At 61.4% G+C, this 26,046-nt stretch carries 24 protein-coding genes; 9 read left to right on the top strand and 15 right to left on the bottom strand.

Going from position 1 to position 26,046, the window contains the following annotated elements:
- Positions 1–170: 170 nt before the first annotated feature.
- Together ASD52_RS07900 and ASD52_RS38210 are read right to left on the bottom strand one after the other, a co-directional pair.
- Complete coding sequence (locus tag ASD52_RS07900) at positions 171–602, bottom strand: OsmC family protein (RefSeq protein WP_025429705.1); 432 nt, start codon at positions 600–602, stop codon at positions 171–173.
- A 72-nt stretch (positions 603–674) separates the two neighbouring features.
- The gene (locus tag ASD52_RS38210) at positions 675–968 is read right to left on the bottom strand and encodes a hypothetical protein (protein ID WP_107027870.1); all 294 of its coding nucleotides are present in this window, start codon (positions 966–968) and stop codon (positions 675–677) included.
- Between ASD52_RS38210 and ASD52_RS07895 the strand changes: the two genes are divergently transcribed.
- Together ASD52_RS07895 and ASD52_RS07890 are read left to right on the top strand one after the other, a co-directional pair.
- Complete coding sequence (locus ASD52_RS07895) at positions 925–2,283, top strand: dicarboxylate/amino acid:cation symporter (RefSeq protein WP_025429704.1); 1,359 nt, start codon at positions 925–927, stop codon at positions 2,281–2,283. The two genes, ASD52_RS38210 and ASD52_RS07895, sit on opposite strands and share 44 nt — an antisense overlap.
- Positions 2,284–2,763: 480 nt before the next feature.
- Positions 2,764–3,231, top strand: coding sequence for a GNAT family N-acetyltransferase (locus tag ASD52_RS07890; RefSeq protein ID WP_057223809.1), 468 nt, complete (start codon positions 2,764–2,766; stop codon positions 3,229–3,231).
- 213 nt (positions 3,232–3,444) lie between these two features.
- Here ASD52_RS07890 and ASD52_RS07885 read toward each other — a convergent pair whose 3' ends face one another.
- The 3 genes from ASD52_RS07885 to ASD52_RS07875 form a co-directional block, all read right to left on the bottom strand.
- Entirely contained in the window at positions 3,445–3,663 is a 219-nt protein-coding gene (locus ASD52_RS07885; RefSeq protein ID WP_057205904.1) for a hypothetical protein, read from the bottom strand.
- 33 nt (positions 3,664–3,696) lie between these two features.
- Complete coding sequence (locus ASD52_RS07880) at positions 3,697–5,649, bottom strand: hypothetical protein (RefSeq protein WP_057223807.1); 1,953 nt, start codon at positions 5,647–5,649, stop codon at positions 3,697–3,699.
- A gap of 509 nt (positions 5,650–6,158) precedes the next feature.
- Positions 6,159–6,494 carry a hypothetical protein gene (locus ASD52_RS07875; RefSeq protein WP_025429700.1) on the bottom strand — a complete coding sequence of 112 codons (336 nt, stop codon included), beginning with the start codon at positions 6,492–6,494 and terminating at the stop codon, positions 6,159–6,161.
- A 223-nt stretch (positions 6,495–6,717) separates the two neighbouring features.
- Between ASD52_RS07875 and ASD52_RS07870 the strand changes: the two genes are divergently transcribed.
- Positions 6,718–7,155 (top strand): hypothetical protein, encoded by a 438-nt coding sequence (locus tag ASD52_RS07870; RefSeq protein ID WP_057212715.1) that lies wholly within the window; start codon positions 6,718–6,720, stop codon positions 7,153–7,155.
- A gap of 119 nt (positions 7,156–7,274) precedes the next feature.
- On the opposite strand, the gene ASD52_RS07865 is transcribed toward ASD52_RS07870, so the two are convergent.
- A complete protein-coding gene (locus ASD52_RS07865) occupies positions 7,275–8,609 on the bottom strand; it encodes a PLP-dependent aminotransferase family protein (protein ID WP_057223805.1) in 1,335 nt (444 codons plus the stop codon).
- 86 nt (positions 8,610–8,695) lie between these two features.
- On the opposite strand from ASD52_RS07865, the gene ASD52_RS07860 reads away from it, so the two are divergent.
- Together ASD52_RS07860 and ASD52_RS07855 are read left to right on the top strand one after the other, a co-directional pair.
- A complete protein-coding gene (locus ASD52_RS07860; protein WP_057223803.1) occupies positions 8,696–9,712 on the top strand; it encodes a threonine/serine dehydratase in 1,017 nt (338 codons plus the stop codon).
- A gap of 2 nt (positions 9,713–9,714) precedes the next feature.
- Positions 9,715–10,125 carry a VOC family protein gene (locus ASD52_RS07855; RefSeq protein ID WP_057223847.1) on the top strand — a complete coding sequence of 137 codons (411 nt, stop codon included), beginning with the start codon at positions 9,715–9,717 and terminating at the stop codon, positions 10,123–10,125.
- A 38-nt stretch (positions 10,126–10,163) separates the two neighbouring features.
- Here the strand turns inward: ASD52_RS07855 and ASD52_RS07850 are convergent, their stop codons facing one another.
- The 8 genes from ASD52_RS07850 to ASD52_RS07815 form a co-directional block, all read right to left on the bottom strand.
- Positions 10,164–11,381: a CoA transferase gene (locus tag ASD52_RS07850; protein ID WP_057223800.1), complete on the bottom strand. Its 1,218-nt coding sequence runs from the start codon at positions 11,379–11,381 to the stop codon at positions 10,164–10,166.
- Positions 11,378–12,433 carry a sn-glycerol-3-phosphate ABC transporter ATP-binding protein UgpC gene (ugpC, locus tag ASD52_RS07845; RefSeq protein WP_057223799.1) on the bottom strand — a complete coding sequence of 352 codons (1,056 nt, stop codon included), beginning with the start codon at positions 12,431–12,433 and terminating at the stop codon, positions 11,378–11,380. The genes ASD52_RS07850 and ugpC overlap by 4 nt, the downstream gene beginning before the upstream one ends.
- Before the next feature lie 78 nt (positions 12,434–12,511).
- Positions 12,512–14,620, bottom strand: coding sequence for an ADP-ribosylglycohydrolase family protein (locus ASD52_RS07840; RefSeq protein WP_244497438.1), 2,109 nt, complete (start codon positions 14,618–14,620; stop codon positions 12,512–12,514).
- 17 nt (positions 14,621–14,637) lie between these two features.
- Positions 14,638–15,822: an ADP-ribosylglycohydrolase family protein gene (locus ASD52_RS07835; RefSeq protein ID WP_057223797.1), complete on the bottom strand. Its 1,185-nt coding sequence runs from the start codon at positions 15,820–15,822 to the stop codon at positions 14,638–14,640.
- Complete coding sequence (locus ASD52_RS07830) at positions 15,809–17,233, bottom strand: extracellular solute-binding protein (protein ID WP_244497437.1); 1,425 nt, start codon at positions 17,231–17,233, stop codon at positions 15,809–15,811. Before ASD52_RS07830 ends, ASD52_RS07835 begins: the two co-directional genes overlap by 14 nt.
- Before the next feature lie 49 nt (positions 17,234–17,282).
- Complete coding sequence (locus tag ASD52_RS07825) at positions 17,283–18,179, bottom strand: carbohydrate ABC transporter permease (protein ID WP_057223792.1); 897 nt, start codon at positions 18,177–18,179, stop codon at positions 17,283–17,285.
- Positions 18,179–19,156 carry an ABC transporter permease subunit gene (locus tag ASD52_RS07820; protein ID WP_057212705.1) on the bottom strand — a complete coding sequence of 326 codons (978 nt, stop codon included), beginning with the start codon at positions 19,154–19,156 and terminating at the stop codon, positions 18,179–18,181. The genes ASD52_RS07825 and ASD52_RS07820 overlap by 1 nt, the downstream gene beginning before the upstream one ends.
- A gap of 2 nt (positions 19,157–19,158) precedes the next feature.
- On the bottom strand, positions 19,159–20,205 hold the full coding sequence (locus ASD52_RS07815) for a LacI family DNA-binding transcriptional regulator (RefSeq protein ID WP_057223790.1): 1,047 nt from the start codon (positions 20,203–20,205) through the stop codon (positions 19,159–19,161).
- A gap of 761 nt (positions 20,206–20,966) precedes the next feature.
- Between ASD52_RS07815 and ASD52_RS07810 the strand changes: the two genes are divergently transcribed.
- The 4 genes from ASD52_RS07810 to ASD52_RS07795 all read left to right on the top strand — a co-directional run bounded on the left by ASD52_RS07810 (position 20,967) and on the right by ASD52_RS07795 (position 24,938).
- A complete protein-coding gene (locus tag ASD52_RS07810; protein ID WP_057223788.1) occupies positions 20,967–21,785 on the top strand; it encodes a hypothetical protein in 819 nt (272 codons plus the stop codon).
- Between the two features lie 50 nt (positions 21,786–21,835).
- Positions 21,836–22,933 carry a carboxynorspermidine decarboxylase gene (gene nspC, locus ASD52_RS07805; protein WP_057223786.1) on the top strand — a complete coding sequence of 366 codons (1,098 nt, stop codon included), beginning with the start codon at positions 21,836–21,838 and terminating at the stop codon, positions 22,931–22,933.
- Between the two features lie 143 nt (positions 22,934–23,076).
- On the top strand, positions 23,077–24,345 hold the full coding sequence (locus ASD52_RS07800; RefSeq protein WP_057223785.1) for a saccharopine dehydrogenase family protein: 1,269 nt from the start codon (positions 23,077–23,079) through the stop codon (positions 24,343–24,345).
- A 200-nt stretch (positions 24,346–24,545) separates the two neighbouring features.
- The gene (locus ASD52_RS07795; protein ID WP_156612943.1) at positions 24,546–24,938 is read left to right on the top strand and encodes a hypothetical protein; all 393 of its coding nucleotides are present in this window, start codon (positions 24,546–24,548) and stop codon (positions 24,936–24,938) included.
- A 133-nt stretch (positions 24,939–25,071) separates the two neighbouring features.
- Here the strand turns inward: ASD52_RS07795 and ASD52_RS07790 are convergent, their stop codons facing one another.
- Entirely contained in the window at positions 25,072–25,980 is a 909-nt protein-coding gene (locus ASD52_RS07790) for a LysR family transcriptional regulator (RefSeq protein WP_025429683.1), read from the bottom strand.
- Positions 25,981–26,046: the final 66 nt, after the last annotated feature.

The raw sequence follows: 26,046 nt of genomic DNA, 5'->3' as shown, positions 1-26,046 counted from the left end.
ACCGGCGATCGAATTCGACTGGCATGAAGATATCCGCGTGCGCCGACCTACCGCATGTTTCCTTAAATCCAATTCGATTTCAGGATAAAGTTGCGGCCATTCAAAGTGCTGCAGTGACCTTTGCGCGTCCAATAAGACGCGCGGCGCTGTCGTCGGCGCACACGGGCTTCTCATGCCAAACTGACGTCGAGTGTTATCGGAACCGCACCAAGTGCCTTTGACACCGGGCATCCCGCTTTCGCCTTGTTTGCCAGCTCAGTGAATTTTGCCAGATCCGCGCCCGGCACACGGCCCTTCAACGCCAGGTGGATAGCCGTGATGGCAAAGCCATCGGCGACGGACTCAAGCGTGACCTTGGCGGTCGTCTCCATGCTGTCGGCCGTCAGGCCAGCCTCCCCAAGGATCAGTGACAACGCCATGGTAAAGCAACCGGCGTGAGCCGCACCGATGAGTTCCTCCGGGTTGGTACCCGCGACGCCTTCGAAGCGCGCTGCAAAACCATACGGATACTCCTTGAGCGCGCCGCTCTGCGTCGAAATCTGACCCTTACCGTCCTTGAGACCGCCGGCCCATTTCGCCGATCCTGTGCGATTGATCTGCATGCTCTTCTCCTCGAGGTGAAATCCACAGGCACCAGATAGAGCAGTGGCGTCGGATTGGTATGTGTGGATAGCTTACGCTGCTACCCGCCAGCGCCCGAATACACGGCTTGCGGCCCAGCAAACGGGCGCAACGTAACGGATTGCCGGTTTCGCCCCTCCGCCATGCACCGTGGCCAAGCGTTCAACCGGGAAAATTATTCCACCTATGATTGGTCCCGAGCCAAACGGTTGCTTATCCTCTGTCACAACCTTGACTAATTTGTCGCCGTTGCGGAAGTTTCCTCCCGAACGCTCTGCTCCATCAATCAATCGAGTGTGAATCGTGTCCCAAGCCACTATCAAATCCCCGCCGAAGCCGTTTTTCATGTCCTTCGGTTTCCAAGTTCTGGCAGCCATGGTCATTGGACTGCTGCTCGGCCTCATCGCCCGAAACATGGGCGTCGATGCGGCCGGCAACCCCAACTGGTTGACCGTGACGCTCCAGACGATCGGCTCCATCTTCGTGCAGCTTCTGCGCGCGTTGGTCCCGCCGCTCGTGTTCACGGCGATCGTTGCCTCCATTGCCAATCTGGCGACGCTTCAGAATGCAGCGAAGCTCGTCTGGCAAACCCTCCTCTGGTTCGCGATCACCTCGTTCATCGCTGTCATCATCGGCATCGCGCTCGGCCTCATCATCCAGCCAGGCGTCGGCTCGGCGGTGTCGCAGGAGGCTGCCAAGGCGCCGTCCTATGCCGGCTCATGGCTTGATTTCCTCAAGGGCCTGGTTCCCGGCAACATGCTGGGCCTGGAGGCAAGCACCAAGCTGACGGAAGGAAGTGCCAGTACGTCGTTGAATTTCAACGTGCTGCAGATCCTCGTTGTTTCCATCGCCTTTGGTGCCGCCGCGCTGAAAGCAGGCGAAGCGGCCAAGCCCTTCCTTGCCTTCAACCAGTCGCTTCTCGCGATCGTCCGCAAGATCCTCTGGTGGGTCATTCGCCTGACGCCGATCGGCACCATCGGCCTGCTCGGCCGCGCCGTGGCGCAATATGGCTGGGGAACGCTGGCGCAACTCGGCTGGTATGCAGCTGCTGTCTATATCGGCCTCGCCATCGTGCTCTTCGTCGTCTATCCCGCGCTGCTGATCGCGCATGGCCTGAAGCCATCGCGCTTCTTTGCCGGTGCATGGCCGGCAATCCAGCTCGCGTTCGTCTCGCGCTCCTCTGTCGGCACCCTGCCTGTCACCGAAACCGTGACGGAGAAGAGCCTCGGCGTGCCGCGCGAGTTTGCCGCCTTTGCCGTCCCGCTTGGCGCTACGACCAAGATGGATGGTTGCGCGGCGATCTACCCGGCAATCTCGGCGATTTTCATCGCGCAATTCTTTGGCGTACCGCTCGGGCTGCAGGAATATGTGCTGATCATCTTCGTTTCCGTGCTCGGCTCGGCCGCGACTGCCGGCCTGACGGGGGCGACCGTCATGCTGACGCTCACCCTGTCGACGCTTGGCCTTCCGCTCGAAGGTGTCGGCCTGTTGCTTGCCATCGACCCGATCCTCGACATGGGTCGCACTGCCGTCAACGTCGCCGGACAGGCGTTGGTGCCAACGATCGTCTCCAAGCGCGAAGGCATTCTCGACGAGACCGTCTACAATGCCGGCAAGTCCATAGAGGATCCGGAACCGGCTGTAGGCCTCCAGACGGCCTGATTGGATTCACACCCAGAGGAAGCCGGCATCTCGCCGGCTTCTTGATTCTATTGCCTGGCTAAACCGCTCGGTGCCTCGGATCATTTGCGGCAGTCTCGTTCTCACATGAGTGCTGGTTCAAGCTTCCACCGGCACGGTTTGGCGCGCGCCAGCCAAACCGCCTGCATTATCCTGAGGTTGAGCAGCGCTTGTCGCACGACCGCGATGTTGCAGTTCGAGGAACCTGCGCACGCACCGGCTTCTAAGATGGCTGCAACGCCTCGCATCGATAGCGTCAGTGAAGCAGGACCGAAGGTCGGCTACCCCAAATCGTGGCAGATCATTCCGAACTCAAGACTGGCGGATTGCCGGTAATACTCGCGCTTCAATCAGCGCGTTTGAATTACTATCAGCAATACCGTAGAGTTGTTATCTGCCAGCGATTGGAATACTGAATGGCCGTGATTTCTGCCTTAACAGCACGTGACAAGCGGAGCTTGAATGCCGGTCATCTTCCAACGGATAAATGAAGACCACGCGTTGCGGGCGGCGGCCATCATCGTGAAGGCATATATCGGGCCGCCTTGGAACGAGGCGTGGACCTTGGAGAGAGCGACGGCACGGATGGGCGAGTTGTCGACCACTCCCGGTTGGCTCGGCGTCGGGGCATTGGAAAATGGCGCGTTGCTTGGCTTTGCGATCGGCCTCCCCCATACGTCGGCGGCCGGCAGGGGCCTGTACATTCCTGAAATCGCGGTTCTGCCTTCTCACCAGGGACGTGGCATCGGCAAGCAGTTGCTAAGATTTCTTGAGGCTGAAGCCTTGAGTTCCGGCTTTTCGAGCGCGTGGCTTTTGTCGCAAAGTGAGGGCGCCACTGCCGAATACTATAAGGCGAGCGGCTACAATCAGGCTACGAAGCTCAGGATTTATTCAAAGCCGCTAAAGTGGAGTCCTGGGTCAGCGCGCTGATGATTTGTGATGCAACTGGCCCGTGCCTGAGTTCGCTTGGATGATTGCTAGGCATCCCCCGCGCTGCATACGCTCTGGCGCCAGCAGTCCAAACTCGGGGCGTACCAAGTCACGCCGAGGCTTCACACCAGCATTGCGCTGCACCTTGACTCCATGGCCGAGACAATCCACGCCTTCAGCCAGGCTTGTGCTGCCGTTTTTTAAGCCGGCGCCCTACCCTTCGTAGTGCCCCGACGACGCGGCGGCAGCCGACTTGACGACCAACGCCACGTCGGCCCCCTTGATCACGCTCACCCCGGCGGCACGTAGATCGGCAACCGTCTTCAGTCCCCCGGCCTTCGGTGAATCCAGCGGCTCGACGCTGCGAGCCTTCAGATCGACAATCCAAAGGCCGTCCTCACCTTCGATACCTATCACAACAACTTTGGCCATCCGTATTCCCCTCTCACTATGGATCTGCTCGGTCTAAAATCCTGCCCTCTTCAAGCCTTCTCTGTAGAGGTCCTTGTGCCATTGTTCCTTGCTGGGAACGGCGGCAAGCCACGTGTCCAGGTCGAAATTGGGGTTGGCTTCGCGCACCCGGCGAACAAAGACACGCGCTCTGTCCCTATGGCCCAACATCGCCCAGTTCGCGGCCGAAAGCCTGTCGGCCAGGCTCGGATCGGCCATACGTCCGATGTAATCCAGCGATGTCTCGAATTCACTCAACGCGTAGTTCGCACCTGCGGCGGTCCAGAGATAGGAGTCCGGGCTCAACGGATTGAGCTCAATCGCATGTTCGATCTTTTCCAACGCCTTGCCGGGAAGCGAGCAATGGACGAGTGTATCGGCATGGTCGGCAATGATATCGGCATAATGGGGACCAAGCGTCTCCGCCAGTTCCATCGCTTCCGCGCTTTCATCGAAAGCCCCCTGCAACAGCTTGGCCACGCCGAACTCGCGATAGCCGTCAGCCAGATTCCGGCGGGCCCCGATGGCACGCGTAGCAAACACCTCGGCCGCCTTCAGCAGTTCGAGGTCGCCACGTGCCGTCAGCAGCCATTCCTTTGAGTAGGTCCTGGCGATCGAACTCAGCGCCGGCGCAAAATCGGCGCTCGCATGGAGTGCGGTCTTCATCTCCTTTCGAGCGCGCCGTAGGTCCGGCAGCGTCAGCCGGTTCAGGTGCCGCCGTCCCACGAGATAGCTGTGATACGCCGCCGGATTCAGCTCGCGATAAAGACGCGCCGCCTCATGCCGCTCGATCTCGCTTGAAACCGAAAGCGCGATGTTTCGTGCGATCACACGCCGGGTGGCGACGAGTTCCGGATGGCTCAGGCTGAACCTTTCCGCCCACACGACTTCATTGTCGGGAAAGAAGATGAGCTGGACGAACAACGTTCCTTCGCTTGTCTGACTGCTGATCCGGCTGTCGAGGATGTAGTTCAGGGAAAATCGCTCGAAGAAATCAGCCTGGTCCTCAAGCTGGCGCCCGATCCGGACGGCAGAATGGTGGGCGATCACCTGAAGGCTGTTGAAGGCGCAAAACCCGATGGTGATATCCTCGATCAGGGCGCTCGCGATAAAGCCAAAGTCCGGGCGCCCGACGTAGTCGCTCGGAGGCAACAGCACCAGACGAGGGATTGCGTGGCGGTGCGTTTGTCCAGATCCAGTCTGAAAATCAGGTTCGGACATGCTGGCGGTACGAGCGTACGGCCGTGCGACCGGTCCAGGTCCGGCATCCCGGCTCGCCAAGGTGTTCACGAGATCGGCACCTCGTGCAAGCGCATCGCGTCGCCTCTCGAGAATTTTCCTGAGGTGGTCGACTTGCTCTTCGGCTTGAAAGATTTCGACAAGCAACTGCAACGTATCGGGATTCGGATCCGCGTATTCCGCCTCGATGAGCAATATCCCCGCATCCTTGAGAACGTCAGCCTCTTCCTCCGAACGCGGCGCGCGCGCCGCTTTTCGCAACAAAGCTTTGAGAAGGGTATTTTGGCGGTCTTTCTGTTCCGCGAGCCAGCCATAAAAAGCGCGGCTCTGACAGCCGACCGCCCCCAGGAATGACCGATGCATCAGCGTTGCAAGGCTGCGGAGCTGGGGCAAGGGATCGGCTATTTCGCTATCGGTCGCCGGATCCATGTCCGATGACAACGACGCGCGATCCATATGGATCATGCTACTGGTAAAGGAGAGGAATTGCGCTCCAATTTCGTCCTGGCGGACCTTTATCCTGGAAATCAACTTGCGCATGTTCACGAGCGGAACGGCACTGTCTTCGTTGCCCCACAAGAATGCGGCCATCACCGTTCGGTGTTCGGCTCCATCTTTGGTCGTGAGCAAATAAGCGAGAAGTAACAAACCTTTCTCGGGATAGGCAATTTGCCTTCCCTCTGAATCGACGAGCCTCAAGCCCCCAAAGGTTTGCAGCAAGAAAGCCATTTGTACCTTTAAGCCGTTCCGCCAATATTGATTGGCATCCGCGTGCCGAAAAAAATTCAACAGCAGTCGGCCACTAATCTAGGAAGCGATTGGACAAACGATTGCGCGACAGAGTTTGTCTTAATACCTCACACAATTCAACCGGGAATTTACTGTGGGAGAAGGGAGTTTCCATAGCTTACGAGCACCAATGGGTAATCGACAGGCGGTCTATTCTACGTTCCACTCCAGGTTTTATTCCACTTTTTGACGCAACGACAGGGAATCGCGGCCGATGTCCCGCGGCGAAGGCCCTGATCGCTCTCTGCGTTCATCGAAAGCACCAATGCTGCAGCGGGGCTTGGCTGCTTGGCGCCACGGCTTGACCGAAGACCGCCAATGCACGCTCAGGGTGACTTGGCGCTCCGAGCCTATCGCGCTTGCGCAGTTACGGTTGTCATGCCGGCGGCATGTCCCTGTATCCGGGCACGCGTCAAGGCTCTCGGCACGACCTCAGGGTTGGACGGCGCTTATTCGATACCGGATGCAGCCGGCTCATCCGTTGGATCCGGTTCGGATTGCAACTCCTCCGCCGGCAAATCTCGTCTCAATGTCGCAATCTCTTGTCTGCCCCAGGCTTCGGCTCGATCCATCAGCGAGCGCATCTCGCTGTTGAGAGCATGCGAACGCATGACGTCGTCTGCATGGCTGGTATTGGTGCGCGGATCGTAAAAGCTACCGATGTCCGCACCGGCGGCGCGTCTGGCCTGCTCCAGCTGCGCTCGTAGCTCGGATAGCTCGGCTTTTGCCGCGAAATATCGTCTCATCACGTCGATGAGTTCGCGGTCGCGTGCCTTTGTCTTCATGGAAGCCTCCCTCAAAACGCAGCCTGAGTGATCCCACAAGATGTCAAAATCTGGGTACTTCGCCCATGCGGGCGTGTTGCCTGTGGACGGATTGTCGCGGCGCCGGATTGGCAGTGGGTTACGAAGCATCATCGTGATTGGACTTCGCGCCCAACAAGAGTCACGCTTTCGGTGGGGTAAAATGGGCTGGCGCAGAGCATCTATCGTCTAAATGGAGGCGACAATGAAGCACCACACACGCGAGCAATTGCAGGTCTTTGCACAAATCGAACCGGAATACCGGCCGCTGAGCATGTCTCGCAGGGAACGCCTCGAACGTTGGGCGGAGGTTCTCGAGCAGAGCCCGTCCCGACACCTGGCGACATTGTATGAAACCGAACACCAGTCCGCTGCCGTGCGCGATACATTGCGCAGCGACGGCTCGCCGATCTCCGTCGCGTTCGAAGATACCGTACTGCGTGCCGCAGGCATGGAAAACGACACCTACGGCGAGGCCCTCAGGTTCTTCGAGTTGCGCGACTGGCAGCTGCACGGCGTGATCTGCTACTGCCACTTCGGTGCAACGGTGAACGCGCAGACGGCCGCAGAACTCGTCAGGTCGATCTCGACTGGCGAACGCAGCGGCCTATTCGCCCGGCTGCGCGCGCTGTTCGTCGGCTGACGCGAGCCGCATTTCACCATGTTGTGAGATGCTGCGCGGCAGGATGGTAGTTCGCCGATGTAGAGATGTTGGCGAGATTAAAAGCGCCGGGCCATGCCCCCGCTTGCTTCAAGTCTTCGTCACTCGATCTCGGCGTCGCCAGGCACCGAGGCCAGCAGGGATCGGATCACGTGAAGCCCGCGCTCCAGGTCCTTGAGCGGCGGAGCGGAGATCGCGACGCGCACCGCGTTTGGTGCACGCCCTGGGATGGCACTAAACACGCCCGCAGGCGTGATGGCGACGCCTTGTACAGCGGCCGCCGAAACGAACGCCCCGGCACTCCAGATCTCCGGCAGTTCGAGCCAGATATGAAAGGCGTTGCTTTCCGCCGACGGCGACACATGGCCGAGAATGCGCGCCGTCAGCAACTGCCGATCGCGCCCATCCTTCCGCTTCAGCTCAGAAACATGGGCGGCTGTGCCGTCAGAGATCCAGGATAGCACCAGGTGCATTGATAGAGACGACGCCATCCAGCCCCCGGCACGCATCACCGCGGCAATGCGAACCTTGACCTGCGGCGGCGCGACGACAATGCCAACGCCAACGCCCGGACCAAGCCGCTTCTGCATGCTGTTGACGTAGACGACACGCTCCGGCGCATAGGCCGCAAGCGGTGCCGCGTCGGAAAGGAATGCAAAGGCAGCGTCCTCGATGCAGAGCAGCCCGCTCTCCTCGAGCGCCTCGGCGAGGGCAGTTCGTCGTGCGTGCGACATCGAAAAACCGAGCGGGTTATGGATGGTCGGCTGGATGTAGATCGCATCGAGCGGCTTCGCGCGATGCACCCTGATAAGCGCCGCAACGTCGACGCCGTCACCGTCGATCTCAAGCGGCACGAGCTGCAAGCCGAGCCGAGCCGCCATGCGGATGACCGAGGGATAGGTCAACGGCTCGACGCCGATGCGATCGCCAGGCTTGCAGACAGCTGCCATGGCGCATGCAATCGCTTGGCGTCCTCCACCGGCAAGAAGGATGCCGTCAGGCCTCGGGGACCAATGATCGTGCGCGAGATAGCGCGCAACGATCTCGCCAGCGCCCTTTGGCCCGAAGGGACCGAGAGCGTCCATGGCGTCAAAGAGTGTTGCCGGGTTGGCCATGTCCTTGAACGCCGGCGCCATCAGGGCCGCCTGCTGCAGGGAGCCCGATGTCGCCAGTTGCAGATCGATCGGCGCGTCGGCGATCTCGCTGATCCGCGCGGATTGCAGCCGGTCCGGCGTCCCGACGAAGGTCCCACGCCCGACTTCGCCGACAACCAGACCGCGGCGAACGAGTTCGGCATAAACACGGCTGGCGGTCGAGACCGCTATTCCTCTCTCATAGGCAAAGGTTCTTTGCGGCTGCAGCCGCGTACCGGGGGGCAGCTTTCCAGAGGCGATCTCGCTGGCGACAACGTCGGCGACGGCGCGGTAATCCAACATCTCAAATGCTCCGAGGGCAATACACCAATTGAACTCTTATGACATCGGTGCATTTGTAAAACAAATTGCAGCGCCGGATCAATGTCATGCCCTTCGCCACCGTCCCCACAACTTCCCTGCCAACTCTACACGATGTCGAAGCGGCCGCCCGCCGTATCGGCAAATACTGCATCGAGACGCCCCTGCTGGAATCGCCATATCTCAATCAGAAATATGGTGGCCGGTTGCTGCTCAAGGCTGAAAGCCTGCAGGTCACGGGTTCGTTCAAGCTGCGTGGCGCGGTCAACAGGGTAGGGTCGCTGACCGACGACGAACGGCGGCGTGGCGTCGTCGCCCGGTCTTCCGGCAATCACGGCCTTGCGATTGCCTATTGCGCCGGCCTGATGGGCACATCAGCCGTGGTCGTCGTACCGGAGACCGCACCGGCGGCAAAGGCCGAACGGATTGCCGCCTATGGGGCACGCGTCGTAAAGGTTGCGATGAAGGACCTCGCCGACGTGGCCGCCGAAATCACGCAACGCGAGGATCGGGTCCTTATACCGCCGGCCGACGATTTCTGGGTGGTTGCCGGTGCCGGCACCGTCGCGCTTGAAATGGCAGAACAGGCCGCGAGGCTGAATGCCCAGATCGATGTATTGCTGACCTGCTGCTCCGGCGGAGGACTGACCGCCGGCTGCCTGCTGGGGTTGAGCAAGGCGTCTCCGTCCACCAAGGTTTATGGCGTCGAGGCCGTTGGGTTCGAGAAGATGGCGAAATCGCTCGCAGCCGGCAAACGCATCAACCTGGCACCAGGCGGCCATTCGATCTGCGATGCCATCAGCGGGCTCTACATGGCAGAGATTCCCTTCGAGATCATCAGACCTGATCTGGCCGGTACGCTTGCTGTCACGGATGACGAAGCAAAGGAGGCCATGCGCGTGGCCTTCAGCGAATTCGGCTTGGCTCTCGAGCCTGGAAGCGCTGTCGCGTTGGCGGCCGTGCTCGCCCGCAAGATACCGCTCGAGGGACGTACGTTTGCCGTCACGCTATCCGGCCGGAACGTCGATTTGGACCTTGCCGGCGCCATCCTGGCGAGTGGAGAGCCAACGGTCGGCAGGGCATGAACATGTTCAGCCACGTCACCGTTGGTTGCAGCGACCTTGATCGTGCCTCCGTCTTCTACGACGCCGTTCTCGCGCCTCTTGGTCTTGTCAGGCGAACAATCACTCCGGATGGCGGACCGGCTGGAGCGTGCTGGATCGCACCAGGTCAGGCATTGCCGCGCTTTTATGTCTATGAGCCGTTCGACAGGAAGCCTGCCAGTGTGGGAAACGGTAGCATGGTCGCATTTCTCGCGCCGACACCTGCGGCGGTCGACCAGGCCCATACTGCGGGCCTAGCGGCCGGCGGTACGGACGAGGGCGTTCCCGGTCCGAGGCAGCACTATGGAGATGGCTACTACGGTGCATATCTGCGCGACCCCGACGGCAACAAGGTGCATGTCGTCTGTAGAGACGACATGCACCTTTTAACGTAACGGTCCGAATGCGCCGGCGCGTAAAGCGGGACGCAGCCTTATCGGCCTGCTCCGGCAACGATCGCCGCCGCTATCGTCGCATTAAACCCCACTTCTGCCAGCACCTCGGCCGTATGTTCACCAAGCGCCGGTGCCGGACGCCGGAAGCGTCCCGGTGTTTCGGACATGCGCGGCACGATGTTGTGCATGGGCAGCGCACCGTGCTCCGCATCATCCAGCGACACGATCACCTCGCGCTCGGCAAAATGGGCGTCATCGGTGGCATCGGCAATGTTGTAGATCGGCCCGACCGTTGCGCCACTGTCGCGCATGGTGGCAAGGGCTTCGTCATGCGAGCGCACGGCAAACCAGGCCCCGATGGCGTCATCGACCAGATCGCGATGCTTGAGGCGTTCGCTGTTGGAGCGGAAGCGCGGATCATCGTTCATGTCGGCCCGGCCGATGATCTCGAATATCCGCCGGGCGACCGCCGGCGTCGAACCGGAGAGCGCGACGTATTTGCCATCGGCGCAGCGGTAGACGTTGCGCGGGCATGCGGTGTTCGAGGCGCTGCCGATGCGTTCCTTGACCGTGCCGTTGAGTGCGTAGATGGCAGCTTCTGGACCAAGCACCGAGAAGATCGGCTCCAGCAGCGACAGGTCGATGACCTGTCCGCGCGCTCTGCCCTTTTCGCGGGCAAACAGCGCCGTCATCGTCGCCGACATGCCGTAGACACCGGCGATCATGTCGGCGAGCGCGAGCGGCGGCAGCACAGGTTCGCGGTCGGGAAAGCCGGTGCGGTAGGCATAGCCGCTCATGCCTTCGACGATGGTGCCGAAGCCGGGAAATTCCGCATAGGGGCCTGTCTGCCCGAAACCGGAAACGCGCACGACGACGAGATCGGGATTGCGCGCGAGCAGCGCTTCCGGGCCAAAGCCCATCTGTTCCAGGGTTCCCGGGCGAAAATTCTCGATGAAGACGTCGGCGCTCGCAACAAGCGCCCAGAGTGCCTCGCGGTCAGCCGTTTCGCGCAAATTCAGGACGACAGAGCGCTTGTTGCGCCCATAGGTCTTCCAGAACAGCGACAGGCCTTCGTCCTTCCATTCGCGCAGCGGATCGCCGGCCGGCGGTTCGATCTTGATCACGTCGGCGCCAAAATCGGCAAGCTGCAGCGACAGCATGTTGCCGGCGACCAGACGCGAAAGGTCGAGAACCTTGATCCCTTCGAGAGGACCCTCGGCGGTCGGATCCCAGTGTTTCCTCGCAAATTCGCTCACTGGATGCGCCCGCCGGTCTTGTCGTCGAACAACAGGATATTGGCGGTGTCGAAGCCGATCGTCACGTTCGCGCCCGATTGCAGCAATGCGCTTTCCCCGAGAACCACGGTGATATCGGTGGTCTCGAGCCGCAGCATCACTTCCTGCGCCTCACCGGTCGGCTCGACCAGCACAACCTCGGCGGCGATGCCGCTGTCGGCAAGCTGGATGTGTTGCGGGCGAATGCCGTAGACGAGCTTGCGGCCCTGCACGAGGCCATGGCCCGAAGGCAATGGCAGGCGGGCGCCATCGGCAAGCCGCAGCATCTCACCGTCCACTTCGCCGCGCAAAAGGTTGATCTCGGGCGAGCCGATGAAGCTGGCCACGAACAGGTTCTGCGGGTTTTTGTAAAGCTCCAGCGGCGGTCCCATCTGCTCGATCTTGCCGCCGTTCAGAACGACGATCTTGTCGGCCATGGTCATGGCTTCCGTCTGGTCGTGGGTGACGTAGATCGTCGTCTTGCCCAGGCGCTGGTGCAGCTTCTTGATCTCGCCGCGCATCTTAACCCGGAGCTTGGCGTCGAGGTTGGAAAGCGGCTCGTCGAAGAGAAATGCACGCGGATCGCGCACGATGGCGCGCCCCATGGCCACCCGCTGACGCTGACCGCCCGACAGTTCGCGCGGAAGCCGTTCGAGCAGATGCCCAAGGCCAAGGATGTCGGCTGCTTCATCGACGCGACGCTTGATCTCGCTCTTCGACACGCCGGCAAGCTTCAGCGCGAAGCTCATGTTGTCTGCTACCTTCATGTGCGGATAGAGCGCATAGCTCTGGAACACCATGGCAAGGTCGCGCTCCTTGGCCGGCATGTCGTTGACGATGCGGCCGCCGATGGTGATTTCGCCGGCGCTGATGTCTTCCAGCCCCGCGATCATCCGCAGCAGCGTCGACTTTCCGCAACCGGACGGGCCGACCAGGACCACGAATTCGCCGCTGCCCATGTCCAGCGAAATATTATCGAGCACCGGCAGGCTGCCGTAGCTCTTTCCCACATTCCGCAGTTCGATCTCGGACATGGTTTCTCCTCCCAATTGATAGGCCGATGCGGTTCTGGCCCGCCGGCCCGTTGGACCGGCAGGCAGGATCAAACCCGCTCAGGCGGACTCGATAATCTCGAACGTTCCGACGCTCATGCGACCGAGCGCGCCGAGGCGAAGGCCGGCCATACCATAGGCAAACTGGTCATCGCTCGCCTCGATCAACGGCTTGCCGTCGATGGCAAAGGACAGCGCATCGCCCTTTACCGAAAACGCGAAACCGTAGCTCTTGCCGAGCTCACGCTTGAACGGGGCGCGCGCGAGAACGGTGGTGCCGAAATCCTCCTTGAGGATGACGACGTCGTCGCCGTCGAAGCCCGCGGCATAGAACCGGCTCGTGCCCTGCACGCGGGCCGTTACCAGTTGCGACGGCCCGGCGAGCGGCTTGACATCCGCTAGGACCTTGACGTCGCGGGCGTAATAATGGCCCGTCCACATGTCGGCGTCACTGGCCGTATGGGCGTGAATGCGGCCGTCCTGCAGCGTCCAGTGACCGCGGTTCCAGGTGAAGCGCGAGATCGCGCCCCATTCCTGCACTTCACCCTTGGGATCGATCGCCGTATGGCCAGCGCCCTCAACCTTGAAATCGGCGAGGAACAGGCGGCCGAGGAATTTCAGACGGCCGAAATACTCGACCTGGATGCCGATCTCGTCGATCGCTTCGGCACCCTCCGGCACGGTGAATGCGTAGTCCTGCCAACCTTCGTGGTTGGGGACGTGCCACGCACCGGTCTCCTCGATCGCGCCTGAAATCGCCCGGCGGATATAGGGCGCGACGCGCAGGTTGCCGTCACCGTTCCACGGATCGAGCCACAGCTTGAACGACACTTTCTGGCCGGCATCGACCAGCGGCGAGAACATCGGACGATAGCGCTCGTCGTCGAAATCGGACCGGCTATAGAAGGGTTTCCAGAAGATGCGTCCGCCCTGGCCGCGCTCGAGCCGATCGAGCTGGATTTCGAGCGAGCCGCGCGAACCTTCGGCCTGCCTTTCGGTCGAGCCCTTGAGGCTGATCTGGTTGAAGCCCTCGGTGCGGAAACCATGGGTCGAACCCGGCAGATCGAAATCGAAGCGAACGCCGCGGCGGGTAAAGTCCTCGAGCCACAGGGCCGGCACATCGTCTTCGCGCAGTTGCAGCGCCAGCACGGTCAATTCCCGGGCGAAGGAGGGAATATCGACGATGTTGATCGAGCCGACGACGCCCGAGGCGACGATGAAGTCGTTGATTGGCTTCCGGTACTTGTCCCAGTTCGGCTGAAGCCCCTGGAACGTGCCGACGATGGCGCCGGCATTGCCGGCATTGCAGTCGGTATCCCAGCCGGCCATGGTCGCGATCTCGGCGGTGCGCGGCAGATCGCCTTCACCGTAGAGGATCGCCATGACGGTGACACCGGCGTTCGGGATGATGTGGCAGACGCCGGGATAGCGATCATAACCCCATTCGGCTGTCAGCATGTCACGGCAGGCGCGCCAGTTGCCGGGGTTGGCTTTGTGAAAGTCGATCACGGCCTGCACTACCTGGGCATAGGTCGAATTCGCGTCGATGGTTGCCATGGCAGCGTCGATCACCTCGGCGATCGACGTCGCCTCGAATGCCTTGGCGATTGCGGCGGCGCAGAAGCGGGCGCCATTCAGGCCGTCGCCGTCATGGGCGACGCTTGCCGCACGGGCAGAAGCGTCAGCCGCCTTCTGCGGCTCGCCCGGATGCACCCAGCCCCAGCTGTCGATGAAGATCTGGCCGCCGATCTGTTCGGCAACGGTTGCGCCGTTCTGGGCGATCGATCCGGACTGCGGCGCGGGGATGCCGGCGCGCAGGTTGCGGTAGGCGGTGTGTTCGGTCGAGACGCCGAAACCGCCCCACCAGTACATGCCATGCTCTTCGGCGGCATAGTTCACCCAGGTCTTGCCGACATCGGCCGCGCTGGCCTTGAGACCATAATCCCGCAACGCGCGGATGAAATAGACCGGGCCGTTGGTGTCATCGTCGGCGGCAAAATTCTTGAAATCGCGCAGGTACTGGGTAACTTCGCCATAGGTCTTCTGGACGCGCTCATAGCTCCAGATCGTCGGTTCGACCGGCGCACCAAGGCGAACGCCAATGGCCTTGCCGATGAAACCGGCATAGATCTTCTCGTAAATCGTCTCTTTGCTGAGCTTGGGCATCATGCGTCTTTCGTTATCAATCAGAATGTAAGGGCGGCGCGGAAGCTGGTCCGCCGGTCGGCTACCGCCTGGTCGGCGGCCTGGATGATGGTCGCCGTTTCGGTGAACCGATCGGCGGCGGCGGTGAGGTTCAACTTATTGACCTGATCGAGCAGGGCGTGGTCGGCAACGTCGATGACGCCTTCGCCGTGCATCGCGCCAAGAATCGCGCCGGCCATGACGCCGATGGAGTCGGTATCGCGGCCGGAATTGATGCCATCCTCGATCGACCGGCGGAAATCGCCGTCGTTGAACAGGCAGAATCCAAGTGCCAAAGGCAGTTCCTCGATCGAGCCGAGGCGGCTTGGCTGATAGGCGGCAGTCAGCCGCCCTGCCTTGGCGGGCGTGTGGTTGACGTCGTCGCCCATGGGAGAATAGGGCGCGATGGCCGCATGAAACGCGGCAACGACGGTCTGATAGTCAGCACCCTGCGCCTTGAGCTTGCGGGCAACTTCGGCGATGTCAGCAATGGCGTTGCGCGTGCCGTCCTTGGCCAGTGCCAGAACCGCTTCGATCACGCCTTCGATATCCGTTCCCGAGATGAAGGCCGCGGCGACTGCGGCGGCAAACGCGCCGGCAGCTTCAAGCCCGAAGCTTTCCTGGTGGCCGGAGGCGAATGCGATCGCCTCGTCATAGGCGGCATTCGGATCGCAGGCATTGACGACGCCGATCGGCGCCACATACATCGCCGCGCCGCAATTGACCATGTTGCCGATGCCACCTTGGCGCGGATCGCACGAGGTGAGCTGGTGGCGCTGGAATATCCACTTCTCGGGATAGAACAGCCGCTCGATCAGCATCGCTTCGCGCTGCAGTTCCGGTACGTAGCGCGGCACCCAGGCGATCTGCTTGACCATGCCGTCGGCCATGTCCCAGGCATCGAGATGCCTGCGGACCTCGCCATAGATATCCATCAGGCAGAGCGTCATCAGCGTGTCGTCGGTGACGATGCCGTTGCCGCGCACCCGGCCGTTGCGGGCCGTGGCATCCAGCGACATCTTGTGCCACTCGGTGTTAAGCGACGTCACCCGCCCATACTTGACCGCGATCTCCGCGGCCGGCAGCTTTTCGACCGGCGCCCCCATGGCGTCGCCGAGCGCGACGCCATGGATGAGCGCGCGGACCCTCCCCTTCAGGGAGAGCCCTTGAACGCTACTTTTCTGCATCTAGAACCGTCCTTGCATACTCGTTGAGACGTTTTCCCCCTGCCGCTTCCCACTCCGCGACATACTGGTCCCACTGATCCATCTTGGCGGCGCCGGAGATGAACTTGTAGACCCAGGACCGATAGACGTTTTCGGTCGCGTCGAGATCGGCCGCGTAGTCTGCCGGCCAGACGAAGGTGTTGTCCGGCTTGAAGTCCTTCTGGATCGTCGCCAGCGACTGCTGCGCCGCTTCGGACTGCCAAACGACGGGCGGGGTCCAGTTGGCCGCAACCATGAAACGGGCGTACCAGGTCGCGATCTTGTCGGTGACTTTGTAGCTGTCGCCGTCCTTGGTGTATTCCTGACCCTCGAAGCCGAAGCGATCGAACATCTGGCCTTCGGGGCTCGCCATGAAGTCGAGCAGCTTCATCACTTCGGCCTTGTGCTCGGAGATGGCGGAAATCGCCAGCCCGCGCGATTCCTTGGAGACGTCGACCGCTGCAAGGCCCTGCCCGCCCGGTCCCTTCGGTGGCGCCAGAAGCACCAGTTCGGTACCCGGATGGACCTGGCGCATCTTGCCGCCATAGATGTCGATGACTTCGCCGGAGGAGCCGAAGATCACGCCCGCCCGGCCGGTGTAGAACTTGTCTTCCTTCACGTCGAACTTGGTGGTGATGTATTCGGGATCGTAGAGGCCCTGCTCGCGCAGCGAGGCGTAGAAGGCGATCTTATCCTTCTCTTGGGAGGTGATGCGCGACTGCACCCACTCACCGCCTGCGTTCTTCATCCAGGTTCCGGTGATGCCGAAGGCCTGGTTGAAGATCGAATCGAGCTCGTTGGTGTTGTCGGCCGTGGTCACGCCGTAGCTGTCGGCGACGCCATTGCCGTCGAGGTCACCGTCCTTGATGGCCTTGAACAAGGTCACATAGTCTTCGACGGTTTCCGGCGCCTTGAGGCCGGTCTTTTCCAGCCAGTCCTTGCGGATCACCGGCTGGGGTCCGCGCACCGGATAGACGTAGAGCAGGTAGGGGTAGTTCTTCAGCCGCTCGACATTGTGCGGCCACAGCGCATCCTTGAGATATTTCGTATCGGCCAGCATCGGGCCGAGGTCTTCAAGCACGCCCTGCTCGACCATCTTGGCGTCGCCGCCCTGGAAGTAGATCAGGTCCGGGATATCGCCGGAAAGCAGCATGACCGATAGCTTGTCGGCATAGCCGGAAGACGGCAGGTCGACGAGTTCGATGTCGAGATCGGTGCCCTGCGCCCGGAGCGCTTCCTCAATGCGCTGCAGGTGCTTGACGTCGTCGGGGTTGGACGGGGTGAAGTCCTTGGACACGACCCGGATCTTGACCGGTTCGGCCATTGTCGGGGCGGCAGCACCAAGGCTGAGCGCCAGGGCTGTCGATGCCAGCAGGACCATTTTTCTAAGCATTTCGTCTCCTCCGTTTGGATAGGCTTCTTTGTTGGATCTCGTGTCGTGTTCAGCCCTTGAGCGCGCCGCTCATGGTTCCCTTGGTGAAGAATTTCAGGATCAGCGGGTAGATCGCCAGGATCGGCACGATGGTCAGAAGGATCATGCCGGCCTTGAGCGACCTCAGATCGATCTGGCTGGCGCCGGTGTTGTTGCTGGCGTTGTTGGCGCCGACGATCGCAACCTTGTCGCCGTCGATCACGAACTGGCGCAGCACCACCTGCAGCGGCCATTTGCCCTGATCGTTCAGATAGATCATCGCGCGGAAGAACTCGTTCCAGTGAAAGACGAGATAAAACAGCGAGATCGTCGCGAGCGCCGGCTTGGCGAGCGGAAGCACCAGATGCCAGAACACCTGGAAAGGGTTGGCGCCATCGAGTTCGGCGGCTTCCAGCAGCTCCTTCGGGATTTCCTCGAAGAAGCGGATGAGGATGATCAGGTACCAGGCATTGACCGCCTTGAAGAGGATGACAGACCAGTAGCTGTCGAGAAGGCCGAGGCGCTTGTTGACGAAGTAATCGGGAATGATGCCCGGCTCGAATACGATGGTGACGAGAACGAGGATGAACAGCGCCTTGCGGCCAGGCAGGCCGGGCCGCGAAAGGCCCCAGGCCATCAACGCGGTGCCGACGACGCCGATCACGGTGCTGACGGCGGTGATGAAGATCGAGTTGAAGATGCCGCGTTGCACATTGGGGTGCTGCAGGAGAACGCTCCAGACCTCGAAGGAGAAGCCCCTGGGTATGATGGTCAGCCCGCTCATGCCCGGCACCTTTGCCGGCTCGGACAGCGAGACAGCGAGCAGGTTGAGGATCGGCTGGACCGTGACGACGGCGAGCAACAGCAGCGTCGAAACGATGATCGCATATTCGATGCGTTCGATCGGGGTCTTGCGTGACAGGGCCATTACCAGACTCCCTTCCCGGTCAGGCGTTTGGAAACGAAGTGGGCAATCACGATCATCATCGTGCCGAGCACGGCCTTGAACAGGCCGGCGGCCGTTGCCAGCGAGTATTCGCCGGTCTGCAAACCGATGCGGTAGACATAGGTGTCGACGATATCGATCTTGCTGCGCACCACATCGTTGGAGAGGTTGATCACCTGGTTGAGGTCGGCGTTGAGGAACATGCCGGCGTTGAGGATGAACAGCGTCGCGATCGTCGGCACGATGCCCGGCAGGGTGACATGCCTGATCTTCTGCCAGCGGTTGGCGCCGTCGATCTCGGCTGCGTCATAGAGCTGCTGGTCGATAGCGATGATGGCGGCGAGATAGAGCAGGCTGTCCCAACCTGCCGAACGCCAGATTTCCGTGAAGACGAGTACCCAGCGGATAGCGCCGGTATCGGTCATGAACGATCGGGGCGCCATGCCGGCCATGCCCATGAGATTGTTGACGGCACCGTCGGTCGGCGACAGCGCCGCGATGAAGATGCCGGCGATCACCACCCAGGACAGGAAATGCGGCAGGTAGATCGCCGACTGGATGAACTTGCGCAGCGACCCGCCGCGAACCTCGTTCAGGAGCAGCGCGACGATGATCGGCACCGGCAGGAAGAATACCATCTTCATCGCGGAGATGATCAGCGTGTTGGCGAGCACCTGCCAGAACACCGGCGAGGAGAACAGCACCTGGAAATGCTTGATGCCCACCCAGATGTTGGGCGGCACGATCCGGACCTGTTCGAAGGCGATGCGCGCCTCCCAGATCGGCAGGTAATGGAAGACGAGGAAGAACAGGATGCCCGGCGCCATCATGACGTAATAGGGCCACCAGCGCCGCCAGCCGTCGGCGGCGAGCGCAACGCGTCCCGTCCTGCGGCGTGCGCTTGATTTGGGAACGTTCCCAAACTTAGGCGAGATCACCGCCTCGTCACGATTGGTCATTCCTACCCCCTCCCGGAGCTTGCTGCGCGTCTGGGCTGGTCAAGCGACAGATCGGCCAACGAGCCGCGCTCGATCAGCCGGCATGGCATGAACACCCGGCCATGCTCGGGACGGCCGGCGATTTCATCGAACAGGCAGTCGACGGCGCGCACGCCGATCTCACGCCCGGGCTTGGCAACCGTCGTCAGTCCCGGCCAGGAAAATGCGCCTGCGGGAATGCCGTCGAAACCGAGGATCGAGACATCCTCCGGGCAGCGAAGCCCGGCTTCGCGGACGGCGACCATGGCGCCGAGCGCCATCAGATCGTTGGCGGCGAAAACCGCGAGATGCCCGACCCGGTCGCGTTGCAGCAGCCGCATCATCGCCGTGCGCCCGCCTTCGACGGTGTACTCGCCATCTTCCATCGGCAAAGCCGCCGGGTCGATGTCGCGATCGACGCAATGCTCGTGGAAGGTCCGCAGAAACCGTGCACGCGCGATACGCGACTTCGGCCCCAGGATCAGTGCCGGCGCATGATGCCCCTTGGAAACCAGATGGTCCATGCCGAGCCGTACCGCCTGGGCGATATCGGAACCGACACTGGAGGTGGACGGAAAACGCTCGGCACTCGAGCCGATCAAGACGAAGGGCAGCCCGAACCTGTCGAGATCGTCGAAATTGTCGGCGACCGGATTGATAATCGCGCCATCGACCCGCGCCTGCCGCAGGGCCCGGAGATGGCTGGCTTCGCGGCTGTGATCCCAATCGGAAGAAAACACCAGCAGCGAGGCCCCGTTTTCGACCGCGCGATCCTGCGCGCCGCGCGCCACCTCGGCCCAGAACGGGTTGGTAATGTCAGGGATGACGAGACCAAGCAAACCGGTGCGGCCGGACCGCATGCCGACGGCGAGATCGTTGCGCTCATAGCCGACGGCACGGGCCGCATCGAGAACCCGCTCGCGCGCCTCGTCCGTGACATTGGACGCGCCGGAGAGTGCCCGGCCGGCGGTGCTCTTGGACACCCCCGCCTTGCGCGCGACGTCAATGATCGTCGGCCGCCTCCGCTGCATCAAACACGCCCTCCCATGGCATGAACTCATGGGAACGTTACCACGGAGATTTCGAGTCCGCAAGTCCACCCCTTCAGATGCGGCTTTGCCAGCGGTCGAACACAGAAAAAGAAAAAGGCCACCGTTCAGACGGCGGCCTCAAATTGAGAGGTGTATAACCTCCAGAGGGAACATCGCTATCGCAGCCGGGAGGATGGCTGCACGTCAAGCGACCCTGATAATGTGACAGCTCGGGCGCCGGTTCTCAATCAATGCAAAACCAGAACGGAAGCCAGAGCGGGATCGCTCTTCCAATATTCGCACGGCGGCCGCGATTTTGTTCCATCTCGTGAGGCTCCCGTCTCACCTTCAGATCCGAGCACGGCCAAACCAGCGTCCACCGTATTTCCGTTCAATTCGGCCGCTGCGCCGCAGTCAGCAACCGTGCTGGGCTGAGACCGGACGGGGGCGGCTGGCACCATTGGGCGGAAGGGCATGGGGAAAGTGCGGCGGTTCCGCACATCCGGCACATCGCCTTGACATACGCGCCGTCGCAATTACGATAGTGGCATGCTGATCGTGACTTCATATGCCCTTCGAGAACCCGCGCGCCTGAAAACGGGATCGTAACCCGGCCGCGGCTTTTGTCGTACGCGACCGGGGTATGTCACTCCATCCCAGCTATCTCTCTTTTGGCTGAGACGATGAAATCGATCGCCGGCTCGTGCCGCCTTGAGCGGACTTCCTGATAGCGAGCAGGCCCTTAGTTCTCGACAGCGTATATGAAAAACATCCCGCAAATTGACAGCTGGCACTCGGGCCTGTTCACCGAGCTCGAAATCGTCACCGCATTCGGCGAAAGTCGAGCAGCGCTCGGCGAACTTTTCGATTGCGACATGCTGAGGGGCGCGCGACGCCCGGCCGACGCAGGCGATCCGGAGTGCTTCGACCTGTCGGCAACGGCGCGTGTCAGCCTTGCCATCCTCCACGCCCTCTGGCGCGCCGCTGGTCTGCCGCTTTGCGTAGCCGAGCAAGCGCTTTCGAACTGGCCGCAAATCGCGGTCTCGGTCGCACGTATTGTCGACTTCGAGCGCGAAGCTTGGGAGGACAGATGCGCAAGCCGCGAACCGGCATCCGCCGCAGATCCCTTCCAGTTCTTCGGGCCGTTTGCCGAAGAGCCTCTGCCCGTCGGCAGGATCGACGAATATATCGACCTGATCGACGGACGATATCTGCTGTGGCGCAAACCGAAGGACGATCCGCACAGGATCGGGACGGCGATCCACGCCAGCCAGGAACGCCTTCTTCTCGACCCGCAGGATGCGGCCGCTCAAGCCGACTTTCTTGAGGCCGCGGCCTTTCTCCGGCGCCCCGCCGAGCACGAGCTGATCTGGTTGGGTTCGACGGGAGACGAAGTGTTCCAACCGACGTCGGCGCCAAGCGGTTCTCACGCTCCCGAGCGCTTGCCCACCTCCATCCTGTTGGGCGACGCAGGCAGGGCGGCGACATTGGCCACGAATTATCTCTCGAAGCGCTCGGTCAATATCTCGCTTGCCGCCCGCGCCATGAAACGACGGGCACTCGGGCTGCACATCAGATAGCCCTACTCCTTTCACCGACACCGCGAGCTTTTGAAGACACAAGGCACATCATGATCCAGACCCCCTATTACTTGATCGACAAGGCGAAGCTGCTTCGAAACATGGAGAAGATCGCTTACGTGCGCGACAAATCGGGGGCCAAGGCGCTACTCGCGCTCAAGTGTTTCGCCACCTGGTCGGTCTTCGATCTGATGCGCGAATACTTGGATGGCACGACCTCTTCGTCGCTCTATGAGGTACGGCTCGGGCGCGAGAAATTCGGCGGCGAAACCCATGCCTACAGCGTCGCCTATGGCGACAACGAAATCGAAGAGGTGATCGGCCATGCCGACAAGATCATCTTCAACTCGATCGGCCAGCTGGACCGTTTCGCGGACAAGGCATCCGGCATCGCCCGCGGCCTGCGCCTCAATCCGGGAATGAGCTCATCCAGTTTCGACCTTGCCGATCCCGCCCGCCCCTTCAGCCGGCTCGGCGAATGGGATGCGGCCAAGGTCGAGGCCGTCATGGATCGCATCAGCGGCTTCATGATCCACAACAACTGCGAGAACAAGGATTTCGGCCTGTTCGACCGGATGCTGTCGGAGATCGAGGAAAAGTTCGGCGCGCTACTTTCCCGCGCCGAGTGGATCAGCCTTGGCGGCGGTATTCACTTCACCGGCGACGATTATCCGGTCGATGCCTTCTGCGAGCGCCTGAAGGCCTTTTCCGGCCGCCATGGCGTCCAGATCTATCTCGAGCCCGGAGAAGCGTCGATCACCCGGAGCACGACGCTCGAGACCACCGTTCTCGACACACTCAACAACGGCAAGGATCTCGCCGTCGTCGACAGCTCGATCGAGGCGCATATGCTGGACCTCTTGATCTACCGCGAAAGCGCAAAGGTCGAGCCCAATGCTGGCCCACACAGCGTCATGATCTGCGGCAAATCCTGCCTTGCCGGCGATATCTTCGGCGAGTTCCGCTTTCCCGAGCCATTGAAGGTCGGCGACCGCGTCTCGTTCCAGGATGCGGCCGGCTACACCATGGTCAAGAAGAACTGGTTCAACGGCGTCGGCATGCCGTCAATCGCCATCAGAGATCTTGACGGCAGCGTCAGGCTTGTCCGCGAATTCACCTTCGCCGACTACGAACAGAGCCTTTCCTAAAGCATCCCGCCTTTAAGTGGAATCACTTAAGGCGGATAAGATGCTTTAGAATCAAAGGGCTATAGCGCCCTTAGCGCGTTCTTCTGAACGCACGGCGCTCTAGGCTCGTCATATCCCCAAGGGAAAAGGAGACATCCCCCGAAATGAAAAAGAACGTTCTCATCATCGGCGCCGGTGGCGTGGCTCAGGTCGTGGCGCACAAATGCGCACAGAACTGCGATGTACTGGGAGACATCCATATCGCATCCAGAACGGTCGAAAAGTGCCGCGCGATCGTCGATTCCGTGCGCGAGAAAAAGAGCCTGAAAACCGAAGTGACGCTCGAGGCGCACGCGCTCGACGCCATGGATGTCGAGGCGACAAAGGCGCTGATCGAAAAGACCAGGGCCGGCATCGTCATCAATGTCGGCTCCGCCTTCGTCAACATGTCGGTCCTGCGCGCCTGCATGGATACCGGGGCTGCCTACATGGACACCGCGATCCACGAAGATCCGAAGAAGATCTGCGAGACGCCGCCGTGGTACGGAAACTACGAATGGAAGCGTGCGGAAGAATGCAAGGAAAAGGGCATCACCGCCATCCTCGGCGTCGGCTTCGACCCGGGCGTGGTCAACGCCTATGCGCGCCTCGCCAAGGATGAGTATTTCGACAAGGTCACCGCCGTCGATATCGTCGACATCAATGCCGGCAGCCACGGCAAATATTTCGCCACCAACTTCGATCCGGAGATCAACTTCCGCGAATTCACCGGCGTCGTCTATTCCTGGCAGAACGGCCAGTGGCAGACCAATTCGATGTTCGAGGTCGGCAAGGAATACGACCTGCCGGTGGTCGGCAAATGCAAGGCCTACATGACCGGCCATGACGAGGTTCATTCGCTGGCAAAGCATATGGACGGCGCCGACGTCCGCTTCTGGATGGGCTTTGGCGATCACTACATCAACGTCTTCACCGTCTTGAAGAATCTCGGCCTCCTGTCGGAACAGCCGGTGAAGACGGCCGAGGGCCTCGAGGTCGTCCCGTTGAAGGTGGTCAAGGCGGTGCTGCCGGATCCGTCGTCGCTGGCACCGAACTATCAGGGCAAGACCTGCATTGGCGATTTCGTCAAGGGCCTCAAGGACGGGCAGGAACGCGAAGTCTTCATCTACAACGTCGCCGACCACAAGGACGCTTTCGAAGAAGTCGGATCGCAGGGCATCTCCTACACCGCCGGCGTGCCGCCGGTTGCCGCCGCCATGCTGATTGCCTCGGGCGAGTGGGATGTGAAGCAGATGGTCAACGTTGAAGAACTGCCGCCGCGCCCGTTCCTAGACATCCTCAACCGGATCGGACTTCCCACCCGCATCAAGGATGCGGACGGCGACCGCGCGTTGACGTTCTCCAGAGACCATAAACCGAACCACCTCCGGTAGGTCGTCATTTAGCGCGGCCGGCTGGCATATGGACGAAGCCCAGTCATCGCCAGGTGATTGGGCTTCCAACGTTTCTACAGATTTCTCGACGCGCACGTCGATGAATCCACCCGGCGAGCGAAACGCTTCGTTAACGCGATTCACTTAGCTGCCCGTACCCCGGCGTCTCGCCGGCCAACCACGTATGAGTTCCAACTGACATGCCCCCATTGACTGCCCCGGTTCACAGTTTTCATCAAAAGATTGCATCGTTTTGCGAGCTCCGGCTTGCCCGCGCCCTTCCCAAGCACGACTACGACAACCTCCGTCACTACATGCTTGATTTCGTTAACCGGCGGGCAATGCCGCCGCAGACCGGCAACAAGCTCGACTGGAAGGAAATCGGCCTTGCCTGCGATCTCGACGACGACAGCCTGCGAATCACCAAGCGCCTGGCCAAGCACGGCTTCGAGGCCATCATTCGCTGGCTGAAGGGCCCGAGCGCCAGCAAGCCCGACAGAAAGACGCCGGCCGCCCAGGGCTGGGTCAAGGCGCCTGCGGCACCGGCGCGCAGGATCGGCTTGGAGCAACGGCGTTTCGCCACCACGCGGTAATTTTCCGCCCATGGCGTCCCCGAAATCGCTTTTGATTCAGGCCGGGACGCTGCAGACTTCAGCGCTGCAGCTTTTAGAATCGTTACATAACGGCAGCGGGCAGGGCCTCCACGATCAGTCTCGCCCGCGGCACTCAGGATGCCGACAGCTCGATCTTCGGCCAGGTCTTTTGGACCGATGGGTCGGTCTCGATCGCTACCGAATGCCGCTCGCGGAAGGCGGCAGCAAGGGTTTGCAGGGCCTTGCGGGATCGCGCGTCGGTCAGGGTCGAATGCAGAACGATCTCCGAGGACGGAAGCGGCGGCAGGCCAAACTGTTTGCTGACTTCGATCGTGTCGGAGGGCGCAAGGCGACAGGAGAATGGGCCGACGGCGAGCCCCGCCGAGACTGCAGCGTTGACAGCGGTCGACACGCCGACGAACACCTCCACCCAGGGAACGCCGGCCGCGTCGAGCGCGCGCGTGGCGATGTCGCGCACGCCGCAGAGCGGCGCCAGCGCTGCCAGTCGCAGCGGCTCACCCGGTCCGCGCTTGAAGCCGGGTGAGGCGAACCAGCCGAAATGTTCCGGCCCAAGCGTCTCGCCATCGCGCCGGTCTTCGTCGCGCCGGATGATGACGGCATCGAGCTCTCCGCGGTCGAACGCGCCAAGCAGGTTTCGCGATGTCTCGAGCCTGACCTCGATGCACAGGCCGGGGTCATGGGCATAGAGCCGCGCCAGCAATGTCGGCACTTCCGGGCCGGCGACGTGGGCAGCAATGCCGAGGCCGAAGCGGCGACGTGTCGACGACAGCCCTGCCAGCGCGCGCTCATGGGCGGCGAGGAATTCGCGCGCGCCCTCGATGAAGACAGCGCCCTGCGCCGAGAGCCGAACCTGCCTTGGTGTACGCTCCAGCAGCCTGACGCCGAGCCGATCTTCGAGCCGCTTCAGCTTGACGCTGATTGCCCCTTGCGTGCTGCCGAGGAACTCCGCAGCGCGGGTAAAGCTTTGAAAATCGGCGATCGCGACGAAGGCCTGCACCGCATCCACATCCAGCGTCGTCATTGCAACCATCCGATTTTGTTATCTCTGAAATACCTAACCATCCAATTCAGTTGTGATCAAGGCCAG

The organism is Ensifer sp. Root142 (genome assembly GCF_001426785.1).
GTDB lineage: Bacteria > Pseudomonadota > Alphaproteobacteria > Rhizobiales > Rhizobiaceae > Ensifer > Ensifer canadensis.
The sequence above is the reverse complement of the archived record's forward strand: the minus strand, read 5'-3'. Positions and strand labels throughout refer to the sequence as shown.